Genomic DNA, 14960 nt, shown 5'->3' with positions numbered 1-14960 from the left:
GCTATTGGCAGACTCGCGAAAAGCACTGTATAAATATCCAGACACGACCTTCCGGGAGCCGCCCCATGCTGGTGCACCTGTCCATTCACAACTACGCCATCGTCGAACACCTCGACCTCGAAATCGCCCGCGGCATGTCCGTGATCACCGGCGAGACCGGGGCTGGCAAGTCGATCATGCTCGACGCCCTCGGCCTGGCCCTGGGCGACCGCGCCGACAGCGGCGTGGTGCGCCCGGGCACCGACAAGGCAGACATCCTCGCCACCTTCGACCTGATCGACATCCCCGAGGCCCACGCCTGGCTCGCCGAGCGCGACCTGGAAAGCGACGGGCCGTGCATCCTGCGCCGGGTGATTACCGCCGAGGGCCGCAGCCGAGGCTACATCAACGGCACCCCCTGCCCACTGGGCGACCTCAAGGCCCTGGGCGAACTGCTGATCGACATTCACAGCCAGCATGAACACCAGTCACTGCTCAAGACCGACACCCACCGCCGACTGGTTGACGAATACGCCGGCGCCAGCGACCTGGCCCGCCAGGTCCAACTGGCCGCCAAGCGCTGGAACCAGACACGCCAGGAGCTGGAGCGCCTGAGCAATTCCGGAGACGAGCAACGGGCGCGCCATCAACTGCTCAGCTACCAACTGGAAGAACTGGACAACCTCGGCCTTGGCGAGAACGAGCTGGAACAGCTGGAACAGGAACACAAGAACCTGACCAACGCCGAGGCGCTGTTCGGCATCTGCCGCCAGGTCATCGAGCAGTGCAGCGAAAGCGACTCGGGCAACGTGCTGAGCGCCCTGACTGTCAGCCTCAACCGGCTCACCGCAGTCGTCAACGGCCCAAAGGCGCTGGACGAGGCGGTCAACCTGATCGCCAGCGCGCAGATCCAGGTAGAGGAGGCCGTTGGCGAACTCAACCGCTTCCTCGACAACTTCGACGCCGACCCGATGCGCCTTCAGGCCTTGGAAGAGCGCCTGGACACCATCTATACCCTCGCCCGCAAACACCGTGTACACCCTACCGAGCTGCCGCACCTGCAACAACGCCTGATGGAGGAGCTCGAGGGACTTAACGCCAGCGACGAGTCGGTTGAGCGCCTGGGCGAGGAGCTGGCCGCCTACGCCCAGCACTATAAAGAGAAAGCCAGCGAGCTGAGCGCGCTGCGCCAGCAGGCCGCCAAGCAACTGGCCACCGCCGTCGAGCAGGAAATCCAGCGCCTGGGCATGCCCGGCGGGCGCTTCTGCATCGAACTTACGCCCTTCGACAACGGCGACCTTTCGCCCCATGGCCTGGAGCAGATCGAACTGCTGGTCAGCGCCAACCCCGGCCAGCCACTCAAGGGCCTGGCCAAGGTCGCCTCGGGCGGTGAGCTGTCGCGTATCAGCCTGGCGATCCAGGTGATCACCGCGCAGACCTCGCGCATTCCGACCCTGGTGTTCGACGAAGTGGACGTGGGGATCGGCGGCCCGACGGCAGAGATCGTCGGCCAACTGCTTCGCCGCCTCGGCGAGCGCGGCCAGGTCCTGACCGTGACCCACCTGCCCCAGGTGGCAGCGCAGGGCCATCACCACCTGTTCGTGCACAAGGTGCGCAACAGCGACACCACGCACACCGCCGTGGCCAGCCTGGGCAAGCGCGAGCGGGTCGAGGAAGTGGCGCGGATGCTGGGTGGGATCGACTTGACCAAGGAGTCGCTGGCCCATGCGCGCAAGATGGTAGTGAGCAGCAAGGCCTGAGCCTTCGCGCTCCAGAAATCGCGCAAGACTTGAGGCACCACAAAGCACAAAGGCGACCCGAAGGTCGCCTTTGTCATCAATAACGATCTAAATCGTTACTTCTTTTTACGCACATACAGAACCAGATTGTGGTCCACCAGCTCGAAGCCATGCTCGGCAACGATCTCTTTCTGGCGCTTCTCGATTTCGGCATCGAAGAATTCAATGACTTCACCGCTGTCCACGTTGACCATGTGATCGTGGTGCTTGCCATCCGCCAGCTCGAACACCGCGTGGCCGCCATCAAAGTTGTGGCGCTCCACCAGGCCCGCCGCTTCGAATTGGGTCAGTACGCGGTACACGGTCGCCAGACCGACATCCTCGCCAGCTTCCATCAGCGCCTTGTAGACATCCTCGGCACTCATGTGACGCTGCTCGGCGGAGTCGAGCATCTGAAGAATCTTGACTCGAGGCAGGGTAACCTTGAGGCCCGCTTTGCGCAATTCGCTATTTTCAACCATGGTCAGCTTTCTCGCCGATGCTGCTTCGCAGCTTCTCTTAATACGGGTATGATCGGGGTTTACGTTGTCCAGCCAAGATAGTGGAAGTCGCCCACCGATGCAAAACACCAAGCTCTTGCTAACCAGCCTCACCCTAGTGGGACTGCTCGCACTCGCCGGTTGCTCGTTTCCCGGGGTTTACAAAATCGACATCCAGCAGGGCAATGTCGTCACGCAGGACATGATAGACCAATTGCGTCCGGGAATGACCCGCCGGCAAGTAAGGTTTATCATGGGCAACCCGCTGCTGCAGGACACTTTCCACACCAACCGCTGGGACTACCTGTACAGCCTGCAGCCCGGCGGCGGCCAGCGCCAGCAAGAGCGTATGAGCATCTTCTTCAACGAGAGCGACCAACTGGTCAGCCTCTCCGGCGACTTCATGCCGGGCGTCAGCCGCGACCAGGAAATCCTCGGCGGCAGCGGCGACACCACGGTCAGCCCGGTCAAGCAGCCCAGCCAATCCGAAAAGCCGGCCAAGCCAGGCTCGCTGGAAGACACACTGCAAAAAGAAATCGACAACATCGAGACCACCCCGGTCCCGACGCCAGCACCGCTGGAAACCTCGCCGCAGTAAATGCGCCGACACTAAAAAGCCCGGATCCAGTCCGGGCTTTTTATTGCGCTGTCGAAAAGCCTGCGGATCAGACCACGAGCCCTAATCAGCCATTGATCTGCTTGGCACGCTGGCAAAACGCATCGACCATGGTATTGGCCGCCTGATTGAACAATGGCCCCAGTGTCGCCCGCACCAGGGCGCCGGCATAATCGAACGACAGGTCGAGGCTGATCTTGCAGGCCTTCTCGCCCAGCGGCTTGAACACCCACAAACCGTGCAGCTGGGTGAACGGCCCATCTTCCAGGTTCATTTCGATCGACTGGCCCGGCACCAGCACATTGCGCGTGGTGAACTGCTGGCTCATACCGCCCTTGGCCACTTCCAGCCTGGCCCGCATGTGCGTGTCGCTGGCCTCGAGCACGGTGGAAGCCGAGCACCAGGGCAGGAACTCCGGGTAGCTGGCCACATCATTGACCAGGTCGTAGAGCGCCTGGGCAGGGAACGGCAGCAGGGCGGAGCGTTGAATATGGGTAGTCATCCAGGCGTCACTTCCAATCTGGGCGGCGGCGCGTCGCAGCGCCTCGAATACGGTTCTGTGTGGCAGAACGAGGCCTGTATTGTCCGGGATTCACACAACTGGCTCAAGCGCACCTAAACCCCATAGCCGAGGACGCGGACTCTCCCTATAATGCCGCCCCTATGGCTAAGCAAAAGAAACATCCGACCGGGACCATCGCGCAGAACAAGAAGGCGCGACACGATTACTTCATCGAACACAAGTTCGAGGCCGGGCTGGTCCTGTCCGGCTGGGAAGTAAAGAGCCTGCGGGCCGGCAAGGCGCACCTGACCGACAGCTACGTGCTGCTCAAGGATGGCGAAGCCTGGCTGTTCGGCAGCCACATCACCCCGCTGACAACCGCCAGCACCCACGTCATCGCCGACCCGATCCGCACCCGCAAGCTGCTGCTGAACAAGCGCGAGCTGGAGCGCCTGGAAGCGGCCGTGGCGCAGAAGGGCTACACCTGCGTGGCGATGTCGCTGTACTGGAGCAAGCACCTGATCAAGTGCGAAATCGCGCTCGGCAAGGGCAAGAAGGAGTTCGACAAGCGCGACACCGTGCGCGAACGCGACTCCAACCGCGAGCTGCAACGCACGATGCGCAACAAGGGCAAGGAAGAATAATTCCTGCCCTGCTCGGTCACTGTAGGGGCGGCCTCGTGTCGCGATAGGACTGCGAAGCAGCCCCGACGATCTTGAGTGGTGGCCGCTCCCACAAGAACCGCGTACGCCGCCTCTCAGCGCCCGCTGCGCCGCTCCGCCCGGGCCACCCGCTGGGCCTCCTGCTGCGCCTCCTGCAGCACCTCCTGCACATACAGGATGTGCCGGCTCGACACCTCCCGCGCATCGTCCGCCCGCCCCTCGACAATCGCCAGGTACAACTCGCGATGCTGACTGATCAGCATGTCGCGGGTCTCCGTGCGCTGCTGGTACATGCCGCCGATGTTGGTCACCACGTTGCGCTTGAGCAGGTCGAACAAGCCGCGGATGGTATGCAGCAGCACAGCGTTGTGACTGGCTTCTGCAATGGCCAGGTGGAAACGCGCATCGGCCGCGCCCTCCTCCACCCGGTCCACCTCGCCGACACGGCTGTAGCAATCCTGCAGCGCATCGAACGCCGTCTTCAAACGCTCGCGATCAGGCTCGGTAGCACGCTGGGCCGCGTAGTAGGCGCATGACGCCTCCAATGTATGACGGAACTCCAGCAAGTCGCGCTGAGCCTCCGGATTGCGCTCCAACAGCTGCAACAGCGGGTCGCTGAAGGTGGAACCCAGGGCTTCGGCCACATAGTTGCCGCCACCCTGACGGCTGACCAGCAGCCCCTTTGCCACCAGCTTCTGGATGGCCTCGCGCAGTGACGGACGAGACACGCCGAACTGCTCGGCCAGGACGCGCTCGGCGGGAAGGCGCTGCCCCGAAGTCAGCGTGCCCTCGAGAATCATCCCTTCCAACCGGTCGACGATGTCGTCGGACAGGCGCCGCTGACGGACCTGATCAAAAACCATTGCTTGCTCTCCACGAACCCCGGGGATGCGAATCCGGGGGCGCCTATTCTGCGCCTATCCGGCCGGCGCCGACACCCATCAGGCGGCGATTTTCCCTGCCGCTCAGATGCCCGCTCATCGGCATCCGACCAAAGTTTTCCACAGGACAAATTGACACACCCTGCGCGGCGCTCTTAACCTAGCGCCCAGCCATTGTAAATTGGTATTACCAATTATCCAATGCCAGAGCCTTGACCAACAACAATTAGGGGCCACCCCATATGCAAACCTGGCAACAACTCTATACTCCGCTTGGTAGCCTAGGCCTGTCCGCGCTGGCGGCGGTCATCCCCATCGTATTCTTCTTCCTCGCCCTTGCCGTGTTCCGCCTCAAGGGCCACGTCGCCGGCAGCATCACCCTCGCGCTGTCGATCCTGGTGGCGATCTTCGCCTTCCAGATGCCTGTCGACATGGCCCTGGCCGCCGCGGGTTATGGCTTCCTCTACGGCCTGTGGCCGATTGCCTGGATCATCGTCGCTGCGGTATTCCTCTACAAGCTCACGGTCAAGAGCGGCCAGTTCGAGGTGATTCGCAGCTCGGTGCTGTCGATCACCGACGACCAGCGTCTGCAAGTGCTGCTGATCGGCTTCTGCTTCGGTGCCTTCCTCGAAGGCGCGGCCGGCTTCGGCGCCCCGGTGGCCATCACCGCCGCGCTGCTGGTGGGCCTGGGCTTCAACCCGCTGTACGCCGCCGGCCTGTGCCTGATCGCCAACACCGCGCCAGTGGCCTTCGGTGCCCTGGGCATCCCGATCATCGTCGCCGGGCAAGTGACCGGTATCGACGCCTTCCACATCGGCGCCATGACTGGCCGCCAGCTGCCGCTGCTGTCGCTGTTCGTGCCGTTCTGGCTGGTGTTCATGATGGACGGCGTGCGCGGCGTGAAAGAGACCTGGCCCGCCGCCCTGGTGGCCGGCCTGAGCTTCGCCGTCACCCAGTACTTCACCTCCAACTTCATCGGCCCGGAGCTGCCGGACATCACCTCTGCCCTGGCCAGCCTGATCGCCCTGACCCTGTTCCTCAAGGTCTGGCAGCCCAAGCGCTCGTTCGCCGAAGCCAAGGGCAGCGTCGGCGCCGCCGTCGTGCAATCGGGTGGCAGCCAGCCTTCGCCATACAGCTTCGGCGAGATCTTCAAGGCCTGGTCGCCGTTCCTGATCCTGACCGTGCTGGTCACGATCTGGACCCTGAAGCCGTTCAAGGCGGCCTTCGCCCCGGGCGGCGCGATGTACAACTTCGTGTTCAACTTCGCCATCCCGCACCTCGACCAGTTGGTGATCAAGACCGCGCCGATCGTCACCGCGCCGACCGCCATGCCGGCGGTGTTCAAGCTCGACCCGATCTCCGCCACCGGCACCGCGATCTTCCTCTCGGCGCTGATCTCGATGTGGGTATTGAAGATCAACTTCAAAACTGGTCTGACCACTTTCAAGGAGACCTTCTGGGAACTGCGCTGGCCAATCCTGTCGATCGGCATGGTGCTGGCCTTCGCCTTCGTCACCAACTACTCGGGCATGTCTTCGACCATGGCTCTGGTGCTGGCCGGCACGGGCGCCGCCTTCCCGTTCTTCTCGCCGTTCCTGGGCTGGCTGGGCGTGTTCCTGACCGGTTCCGACACCTCGTCCAACGCCCTGTTCAGCTCGTTGCAGGCCACCACCGCGCACCAGATCGGGGTCAACGACACCCTGCTGGTGGCGGCCAACACCAGCGGCGGCGTAACCGGCAAGATGATCTCGCCGCAGTCGATCGCCGTGGCCTGCGCCGCCACCGGCCTGGTCGGCAAGGAATCCGACCTGTTCCGCTTCACCGTCAAGCACAGCCTGTTCTTCGCCACCATCGTCGGCCTGATCACCCTGATCCAGGCCTATTGGCTGACCGGCATGCTGGTTCATCACTAAAGTGAAAGGGCCCGGGCGCCGACCAGCGCCCGGCACCGCCTTCAACCCACGCTGCGAGAATCCATGATCATTTCCGCCTCCACCGACTATCGCGCCGCGGCCCAACGCAAGCTGCCCCCCTTCCTCTTCCACTACGCCGACGGCGGCGCCTACGCCGAGCACACCCTGCGCCACAACGTCTCGGACCTGGCCAGCATCGCCCTGCGTCAGCGCGTGCTGAAGAACATGTCGGACCTGAGCCTGGAGACCCGGCTGTTCGACGAAACCCTGAGCATGCCTGTGGCCCTGGCCCCGGTCGGCCTCACCGGCATGTACGCCCGCCGTGGCGAAGTGCAGGCGGCGCGCGCGGCGGCGGCCCACGGCATCCCATTCACCATGTCCACGGTATCGGTGTGCCCGATCGAAGAGGTGGCCCCGGCCATCGACCGGCCGATGTGGTTCCAGCTGTATGTACTGAAAGACCGTGGCTTCATGCGCAACGCCTTGGAGCGCGCCAAGGCGGCCGGCGTGAAGACCCTGGTGTTCACCGTCGACATGCCCGTGCCCGGCGCCCGCTACCGAGATGCCCACTCCGGCATGAGCGGCCCGAACGCGCCGCTGCGCCGCATGTGGCAGGCCATGACTCACCCGCAGTGGGCGCTGGATGTCGGCCTGCTCGGCCGCCCCCATGACCTGGGCAACATCTCCAAATACCGGGGCAACCCTACGGGCCTGGCCGACTACATCGGCTGGCTGGGCAACAATTTCGACCCGTCCATCTCCTGGAAAGACCTGGAGTGGATCCGCGAATTCTGGGACGGCCCGATGATCATCAAAGGCATACTCGACGCCGATGACGCCCGCGACGCGGTCAAGTTCGGCGCCGACGGCATCGTCGTCTCCAACCACGGTGGCCGCCAGCTCGACGGCGTGCTGTCCAGCGCCCGCGCCCTGCCGGCGATCGCCGACGCGGTGAAGGGCGACATCAAGATCCTCGCCGACTCCGGAATCCGCAACGGCCTGGACGTAGTGCGCATGGTCGCCCTGGGCGCCGATACCGTGCTGATCGGCCGCGCCTTCCTTTATGCCCTGGCCACCCATGGCGAAGCGGGCGTGAAGAACCTGCTGGCGCTGTTCGAGAAAGAAATGCGCGTGGCCATGGTGCTGACTGGCGCCAAGTCCATCGGCGAGATCACCCGCGACTCGCTGGTCCGCGAACTGGGCGCCTGAGCGCGCCCGCCAACGCCTGATTACCCGGGGCACGCCGCGCACAAGACGCCGCGACCCCGCGAGGAGACTGCATGAGCCTGCCCGCCGCGTTCCTGCGTGATGCCGAGCGCCTGATCCCTGCCGAACGCCGCTTCGACGACCCGACCTCGACCTTGGCGTTCGGTACCGACGCCAGTTTCTACCGACTGATTCCCAAGCTGGTGGTGCGCGTGGAATCCGAGGACGAAGTGGTCGCCCTGCTCCAGTTGGCCCAGCGTGACCGGGTACCCGTGACGTTCCGCGCCGCCGGCACTAGCCTGTCGGGCCAGGCCATCAGCGACTCGGTGCTGATCGTGCTCGGCGACAACTGGAACGGCCGGGAGATTCGCGGCCAGGGCACGCAGATCCGTCTGCAGCCCGGGGTAATCGGTGCCCAGGCCAACGCCTGGCTCGCACCCTTCGGGCGCAAGATCGGCCCGGACCCGGCCTCGATCAACGCCTGCAAGATCGGCGGCATCGTCGCCAACAACGCCAGCGGCATGTGCTGCGGCACCGCGCAGAACACCTACCACACCCTTGCCGGCCTGCGCCTGGTGCTGGCCGACGGCACCCGCCTGGACAGCGAGGACCCGGCCAGTGTTGCCGCGTTCGAGCAAAGCCACGCCGGCCTGCTGGATGAACTCGCGCGCCTTGGTCGCGAGACCCGCGCCAACACCGAGCTGGCCGATCGCATCCGCCACAAGTACCGATTGAAGAACACCACGGGCCTGTCGCTCAACGCGCTGGTGGACTACGACCAGCCGCTCGACATCCTGCAGCATCTTCTGGTGGGTTCCGAAGGCACCCTCGGTTTCATCAGCGCCGTCACCTACGACACCGTGCCCGACCATCCGCACAAGGCCAGCGCGCTGCTGGTGTTTCCGAGCGTCGAAAGCTGCTGCCGAGCGGTGACCCTGCTCAAGCCGCAACCGGTGTCCGCCGTGGAGCTGCTCGACCGCCGCAGCCTGCGTTCGGTGCAAGAGATGCCTGGCATGCCGGCATGGGTGAGAGGCCTTTCCGACAACGCCTGCGCCCTGCTGATCGAGTCCCGCGCCGCCAGCCAGAGCCTGCTGCACGAGCAGCTCGACCAGGTGATGGCAGCCATCGCCGAGTTCCCGCTGGAGCAGAAGGTCGCCTTCAGCGAAGACCCGGCGGTGTACAACCAGCTGTGGAAGATTCGCAAAGACACCTTCCCCGCCGTCGGTGCAGTGCGCCAGACCGGCACCACGGTGATCATCGAGGACGTTACCTTCCCCATCAAGCAACTGGCCGAAGGCGTCAACCGCCTGATCCAGCTGTTCGACAAGCACCGGTACGACGAGGCGATCATTTTCGGTCACGCCCTGGAAGGCAACCTGCACTTCGTCTTCACCCAGGGTTTCAACAATGCCGAAGAAGTGGCGCGCTACCAGGCGTTCATGGACGATGTGGCGCAATTGGTGGCGGTGGAGTTCGGCGGCTCACTCAAGGCCGAGCACGGCACCGGGCGCAACATGGCGCCGTTCGTCGAGCTGGAATGGGGCAACGACGCCTACCAGCTGATGTGGCAGCTCAAGCGCCTGCTCGACCCGAACGGCATCCTCAACCCCGATGTGGTGCTGAGTGAGGATCCTGACATCCACCTGAAGAACCTCAAGCCGCTGCCGGCCGCCGACGAGATCGTCGACAAATGCATCGAGTGCGGGTTCTGCGAGCCGGTGTGCCCATCGAAAGGGCTGACCTTGAGCCCACGCCAGCGCATCGTCATGTGGCGCGACATCCAGGCGAGGAAGCGCGCCGGCGTCGACACCCGCGAACTGCTGCGCACCTATCAGTACCAAGGTATCGACACCTGCGCCGCCACGGGCCTGTGCGCCCAGCGTTGCCCGGTGGGCATCAATACCGGCGAGCTGGTGAAGAAGCTGCGCGGCCAGGCCGCTGAGCACGGCAAGGCCGCCGACTGGCTGGCCGAGCATTTCCACACCACCCTGCGCGGCGCCCGCTTCACCCTGGCCGCCGCCAATGGCGCGCGCAGGCTGCTCGGCGCTCCACGCATGAGCCGCCTCAGCGCCAGCCTGAGCAGGGCCAGCAAGGGCCGCCTGCCGCAGTGGACGCCCGCCATGCCGCAGCCGCTGCGCGCCATCGACTTCCCCGCGCCGAGCCACGATGCCCGACCAAGGGTCGTCTACCTGGCCGCCTGCGTGTCGCGAGTGATGGGCCCGGCCTACGCCGACCGCGAACAGAGCTCGCTGCTGGACAAGACCCGCGCCCTGCTGGAAAAGGCCGGCTACCAGGTGGTATTCCCGGACAACGCCGACAGCCTGTGCTGCGGCCAGCCGTTCGCCTCCAAGGGCTACCCCGAGCAGGCCGAGCACAAGCGCCAGGAGTTGATCAACGCCCTGCTGCACGCCAGCCGCGGCGGCCTCGACCCGATCTACTGCGACACCAGTCCCTGCACCCTGCGCCTGGTGCAGGACCTGGGCGAGTCGCGGCTGGACCTGTACGACCCGGTGCGCTTCATCCGCACCCACCTGGTCGACAGGCTGGAGTTCACCCCCCAGGACGAGCCGGTGGCGGTGCACGTGACCTGCAGCACCCAGCACCTGGGTGAAAGCCAGGCGCTGATCGACCTGGCGCGCCGCTGCAGCCGGCAGGTGGTGATCCCCGAGGGCATCCATTGCTGCGGCTTCGCCGGCGACAAGGGCTTCACCACCCCGGAGCTCAACGCCCACTCCCTGCGCACACTCAAGGACGCCGTGCAGTATTGCAGCGAAGGGATCTCCACCAGCCGCACCTGCGAAATCGGCCTGTCGAGCCACAGCGGCATCGACTATCACGGCCTGGTGTACCTAGTCGACCGGGTTACCCGCGCGCGAAGCCTCTGAACCGCAGGGCTGCCCCGCGCTCTCCCGTGGGAGCGGGCTAGCCCGGCGATGGCACCGGTTAATTACGGCCCCACAACTGCGTCCTGCACAAAGCCCCCGCACTCAAGTAAACTGGCGGCCTTTTCGCGCAGCCTCGGGCTGCCCCTGTCGATTTACCAAAGGTGCCCGCCATGCCCTGGCTGCAAGTACGCCTGGCCATCAGCCCGGAACAAGCCGAAACCTACGAAGATGCCCTGCTCGAAGTAGGCGCCGTCTCGGTGACTTTCATGGACGCCGAAGACCAACCGATCTTCGAACCGGACCTCAACACCACCCCGCTGTGGTCGCACACGCACCTGCTGGCGCTGTTCGAGGCCGATGCCGAGCCCGAACAGGTGTTCGCCCACCTGCGCCTGCTGACCGGCGCCGAGCTGCCCGAGCACCACGCCGAGGTGATCGAGGACCAGGACTGGGAACGCAGCTGGATGGACAACTTCCAGCCCATGCGCTTCGGCCAGCGCCTGTGGATCGTGCCGAGCTGGCACGAAGCCCCTGAAAAGGACGCCGTCAATCTGCTGCTCGACCCGGGCCTGGCGTTCGGCACCGGCACCCACCCAACCACCGCGCTGTGCCTGGAATGGCTTGACGGCCAGCAACTGGAAGGCACGCAGGTGCTGGACTTCGGCTGCGGCTCGGGCATCCTCGCCATCGCCGCGCTGCTGCTGGGCGCCCGCGAGGCGGTCGGCACCGACATCGACGTGCAGGCGCTCGAAGCCTCGCGCGACAATGCCCAGCGCAACGGTATCGCCGACGCGCGGTTCGCCCTGCACCTGCCCGAGCAGATGCCGGCCATGCAGGCCGACGTGCTGGTGGCCAATATCCTGGCCGGCCCGCTGGTCTCGCTGGCGCCGCAACTGTCCGGCCTGGTGCGGCCCGGAGGCCTGCTGGCGCTGTCGGGCATCCTTGCCGAACAAGGCGAGGAAGTGGCCGCCGCCTATACGGCCGACTTCGACCTGGACCCGATCGTCGTGCGCGACGGCTGGGTACGTATCAGTGGTCGCCGCCGCTAAGCGCGCCTAGACTCATTTCCTGCACAGCTCCCCGGACAGCCGCATGACCGACAGTTTCGTCACCCAGTGCCCGCATTGCCAGACCAGCTTTCGCGTCACCCATCACCAGTTGAGCGTGGCCCGCGGCGTGGTGCGTTGCGGCCATTGCCTGCAGGTGTTCAACGCGGCGAAACAGCTGCTGGAGCAGAACCGCGCCGCCACCGCCGAAGGCCGCGCCGAGGCACCGCCCGCCGTGGCCGAGCCGGTCGCACCGGTGGCCACGGCAGCCGAGCCGGCGGCCGAAACCCCGGCACCGGGCGACGACAACTGGAGCGTCACCGCCGAGGAACTGGACGCCCTCGACCTCGACCAGGAACTGGCGCGCCTTGAACGACGCAGCCCGGGTGACCGGCGCGGCGCGGCGCAGAGCGTGCTGCAAGCCCGTCGCGATGAGCAAGTCGGCGATGGACATGGCGATGAACTGTTCGGCACGGCCACCGATGACGACCTGACGCCCGCACAGGTGCGCGAGGAAGCGCCGGTACTGGTCGAACAGGAACCGCTGGACCTGGAAGCCGCGGCCGACGAACGCACCGAACCGACGCTCGGCAACGCCGATCTCGACCTGGACGACGAACCGCCGGTGCGCCACCAGCCACCGGCCGACGACCTCGACGAGCCACTGGAGCGGTTGTCCGTCAACGACGAGCCGGTTCCGCAAAAGGGGCTGTCGGCGCTGGACGACGAGGTCCGCAGCGAGCCGCTCTCGGCCCGCGACGAGGAGCCCGATGAACAGCACGGGCAGCGCCTGGAGCCGAGCCTGGCGATCAAGCCCGAGCGCACGCGCAAGGAGCCGCTGGTCAATGTGGTCGACGATCCGTTGCAGCTGGACTGGGAAAAGCCCGCGCCGAACTGGGGCAAGCGCCTGCTGTGGAGCTTCCTGACGCTGCTGGCCGCCGCCCTGCTGGCGTTCCAGTACGTCTGGTTCCACTTCGACGAGATGGCCCGCCAGGACCAGTACCGCCCCTGGTTCCAGCAACTGTGTCCGGCGCTCGGCTGCCAGGTGCCGACCCGCGTGGACATCTCGCGGATCAAGAGCAGCAATCTGGTGGTGCGCAGCCACCCGGACTTCAAGGGCGCGCTGATCGTCGACGCGATCATCTACAACCGTGCCCCCTTCGCCCAGCCCTTCCCCTTGCTGGAACTGCGCTTCGCCGACCTCAACGGCCAGCTGATCGCCAGCCGGCGCTTCAAGCCCAGCGAATACCTGTCGGGCGAACTGGCCGGCCGCGGCGAGATGCCCAGCCAAACGCCGATCCATATCGCCCTGGACATCCTCGACCCGGGGCCGAAGGCGGTGAACTACAGCCTGAGCTTCCGCTCGCCGGAATAAGCGACCGGCGGCAAGCCCGCCCTACTGGCTTGCCAGCGTTGCGAACGGGCCGCAAAGCGGCCCCAGGTTCAGCGCAACGTGCTGAATTTCCAGTACCCGCGGCATCGGTCATAACGCCGCAACTGTTCAGATTTTATCCAGATTCATCTTTATCCGGTCATCGAGAGCGGGTATCATGCCATCCCTTTTTCGAACTCCAATGATTCGGCCCCACAACAGGGAACACCTATGTCGGCGGTACGCATCGGCCCTTACACACTGCAGAACAACCTGATCCTGGCTCCCATGGCCGGCGTCACGGACCAGCCTTTTCGCACCCTGTGCAAACGCCTCGGGGCGGGCATGGTGGTCTCCGAGATGGTCTCCAGCGACATGCGCCTGTGGAACAGCCGCAAGTCGAGCCTGCGCCGCATCCACGAAGGTGATCCCGAGCCGCGCTCGGTGCAGATCGCCGGCGGCGACGCGCAGATGATGGCCGAGGCGGCCCGGGCCAACGTCGAGGCCGGCGCCCAGATCATCGACATCAACATGGGTTGCCCAGCGAAAAAAGTCTGCAACAAGGCCGCAGGCTCTGCTTTATTGAGAGATGAAGCCTTGGTCACCGAGATCCTCCACGCCGTCGTCGGCGCCGTGGACGTCCCGGTGACGCTGAAGATCCGCACCGGCTGGGACCGGGCGAGCAAGAACGGCCTGAATGTGGCGAAGATCGCCGAACAGGCCGGCATCCAGGCGCTGGCGGTGCATGGCCGCACACGCGCCGACCTGTACACCGGTGACGCCGAGTACGACACCATCGCCGCGATCAAGCAGGCGGTGTCGATCCCGGTATTTGCCAACGGCGACATCACCTCGCCGGAAAAGGCCCGGGCGGTGCTGCACGCCACCGGTGCCGACGGCCTGCTGATCGGCCGTGCCGCCCAGGGGCGGCCGTGGATTTTCCGCGAGATCGAGCATTACCTGCGCACGGGCGAGCATTTGCCCGCACCGGCGCTGGACGAAGTGGAACGCATTCTGCTGGAGCACCTGGCTGCGCTGCACGCCTTCTACGGCGATGTGATGGGCGTGCGTATCGCCCGCAAGCACGTGGGCTGGTACCTGGCGACCCGACCCGGCGGCAAGGAGTTCCGCAGCCGGTTCAACGCTTTGGAAGACACACAAGCGCAGTGCGCCAACGTTCAGGCGTTTTTCGCCGAACGTCGACAGAGCCTTGGGACAGAGGACGAACAAGGGGTGGCCGCATGACGATGATGACCGAGACATTAGTGAGTGGAACAACGCCCGTGAGCGACAACGCCAACCTCAAGCAGCACCTGAACACGCCGAGCGAGGAGGGCCAGACCCTGCGCGACAGCGTCGAGAAGGCGCTGCACAACTACTTCGCCCACCTGGAAGGCGCTACCGTCACGGACGTGTACAACCTGGTGCTCTCGGAAGTCGAGGCGCCCTTGCTCGAATGCGTGATGAACTACGTCAAGGGCAACCAGACCAAGGCCAGCGAGATGCTCGGACTCAACCGAGGCACGCTGCGCAAGAAGCTCAAGCAGTACGATCTGTTGTAAGGCCAGAACCCCAACCAGAAAAGGCGCTCATGCAAAGAGGCGCCTTTTTTGCTGACTC

Annotated in this window: 13 protein-coding genes; 10 read left to right on the top strand and 3 right to left on the bottom strand. The window is 65.1% G+C overall.

Features of this window, described 5'->3' with window-relative positions:
• Positions 1-65 precede the first annotated feature (65 nt).
• Entirely contained in the window at positions 66-1739 is a 1674-nt protein-coding gene (gene recN / locus K5H97_RS03410) for a DNA repair protein RecN (protein WP_028691267.1), read from the top strand.
• Between the two features lie 95 nt (positions 1740-1834).
• Here the strand turns inward: recN and fur are convergent, their stop codons facing one another.
• Positions 1835-2239 carry a ferric iron uptake transcriptional regulator gene (gene fur, locus K5H97_RS03405; protein ID WP_028691268.1) on the bottom strand — a complete coding sequence of 135 codons (405 nt, stop codon included), beginning with the start codon at positions 2237-2239 and terminating at the stop codon, positions 1835-1837.
• Between the two features lie 97 nt (positions 2240-2336).
• Between fur and bamE the strand changes: the two genes are divergently transcribed.
• Positions 2337-2855, top strand: coding sequence for an outer membrane protein assembly factor BamE (bamE, locus tag K5H97_RS03400; protein ID WP_028691269.1), 519 nt, complete (start codon positions 2337-2339; stop codon positions 2853-2855).
• 85 nt (positions 2856-2940) lie between these two features.
• Here the strand turns inward: bamE and K5H97_RS03395 are convergent, their stop codons facing one another.
• A complete protein-coding gene (locus K5H97_RS03395) occupies positions 2941-3375 on the bottom strand; it encodes a type II toxin-antitoxin system RatA family toxin (protein WP_028691270.1) in 435 nt (144 codons plus the stop codon).
• Between the two features lie 161 nt (positions 3376-3536).
• Between K5H97_RS03395 and smpB the strand changes: the two genes are divergently transcribed.
• On the top strand, positions 3537-4019 hold the full coding sequence (smpB, locus tag K5H97_RS03390; protein ID WP_011532120.1) for an SsrA-binding protein SmpB: 483 nt from the start codon (positions 3537-3539) through the stop codon (positions 4017-4019).
• 113 nt (positions 4020-4132) lie between these two features.
• On the opposite strand, the gene K5H97_RS03385 is transcribed toward smpB, so the two are convergent.
• Complete coding sequence (locus tag K5H97_RS03385) at positions 4133-4900, bottom strand: FCD domain-containing protein (protein WP_028691271.1); 768 nt, start codon at positions 4898-4900, stop codon at positions 4133-4135.
• Between the two features lie 260 nt (positions 4901-5160).
• Between K5H97_RS03385 and K5H97_RS03380 the strand changes: the two genes are divergently transcribed.
• From K5H97_RS03380 to fis, 7 genes are all read left to right on the top strand, one after another.
• Complete coding sequence (locus K5H97_RS03380; RefSeq protein WP_028691272.1) at positions 5161-6831, top strand: lactate permease LctP family transporter; 1671 nt, start codon at positions 5161-5163, stop codon at positions 6829-6831.
• Between the two features lie 63 nt (positions 6832-6894).
• Positions 6895-8040 carry an FMN-dependent L-lactate dehydrogenase LldD gene (gene lldD / locus K5H97_RS03375; RefSeq protein ID WP_028691273.1) on the top strand — a complete coding sequence of 382 codons (1146 nt, stop codon included), beginning with the start codon at positions 6895-6897 and terminating at the stop codon, positions 8038-8040.
• A 71-nt stretch (positions 8041-8111) separates the two neighbouring features.
• Positions 8112-10922: an FAD-binding and (Fe-S)-binding domain-containing protein gene (locus K5H97_RS03370; RefSeq protein WP_028691274.1), complete on the top strand. Its 2811-nt coding sequence runs from the start codon at positions 8112-8114 to the stop codon at positions 10920-10922.
• Between the two features lie 170 nt (positions 10923-11092).
• Positions 11093-11971 (top strand): 50S ribosomal protein L11 methyltransferase, encoded by an 879-nt coding sequence (gene prmA / locus K5H97_RS03365; RefSeq protein ID WP_028691275.1) that lies wholly within the window; start codon positions 11093-11095, stop codon positions 11969-11971.
• Between the two features lie 43 nt (positions 11972-12014).
• Entirely contained in the window at positions 12015-13343 is a 1329-nt protein-coding gene (locus K5H97_RS03360) for a DUF3426 domain-containing protein (RefSeq protein ID WP_028691276.1), read from the top strand.
• Positions 13344-13571: 228 nt separating this feature from the next.
• The gene (gene dusB / locus K5H97_RS03355; protein ID WP_028691277.1) at positions 13572-14585 is read left to right on the top strand and encodes a tRNA dihydrouridine synthase DusB; all 1014 of its coding nucleotides are present in this window, start codon (positions 13572-13574) and stop codon (positions 14583-14585) included.
• The gene (gene fis / locus K5H97_RS03350) at positions 14582-14902 is read left to right on the top strand and encodes a DNA-binding transcriptional regulator Fis (protein ID WP_011535876.1); all 321 of its coding nucleotides are present in this window, start codon (positions 14582-14584) and stop codon (positions 14900-14902) included. Before dusB ends, fis begins: the two co-directional genes overlap by 4 nt.
• Positions 14903-14960: the final 58 nt, after the last annotated feature.

Origin of the sequence: Pseudomonas mosselii (assembly GCF_019823065.1) — a bacterium.
Taxonomy (GTDB): Bacteria; Pseudomonadota; Gammaproteobacteria; order Pseudomonadales; family Pseudomonadaceae; genus Aquipseudomonas; species Aquipseudomonas mosselii.
This window is presented reverse-complemented; position numbering and strand designations above follow the sequence as displayed.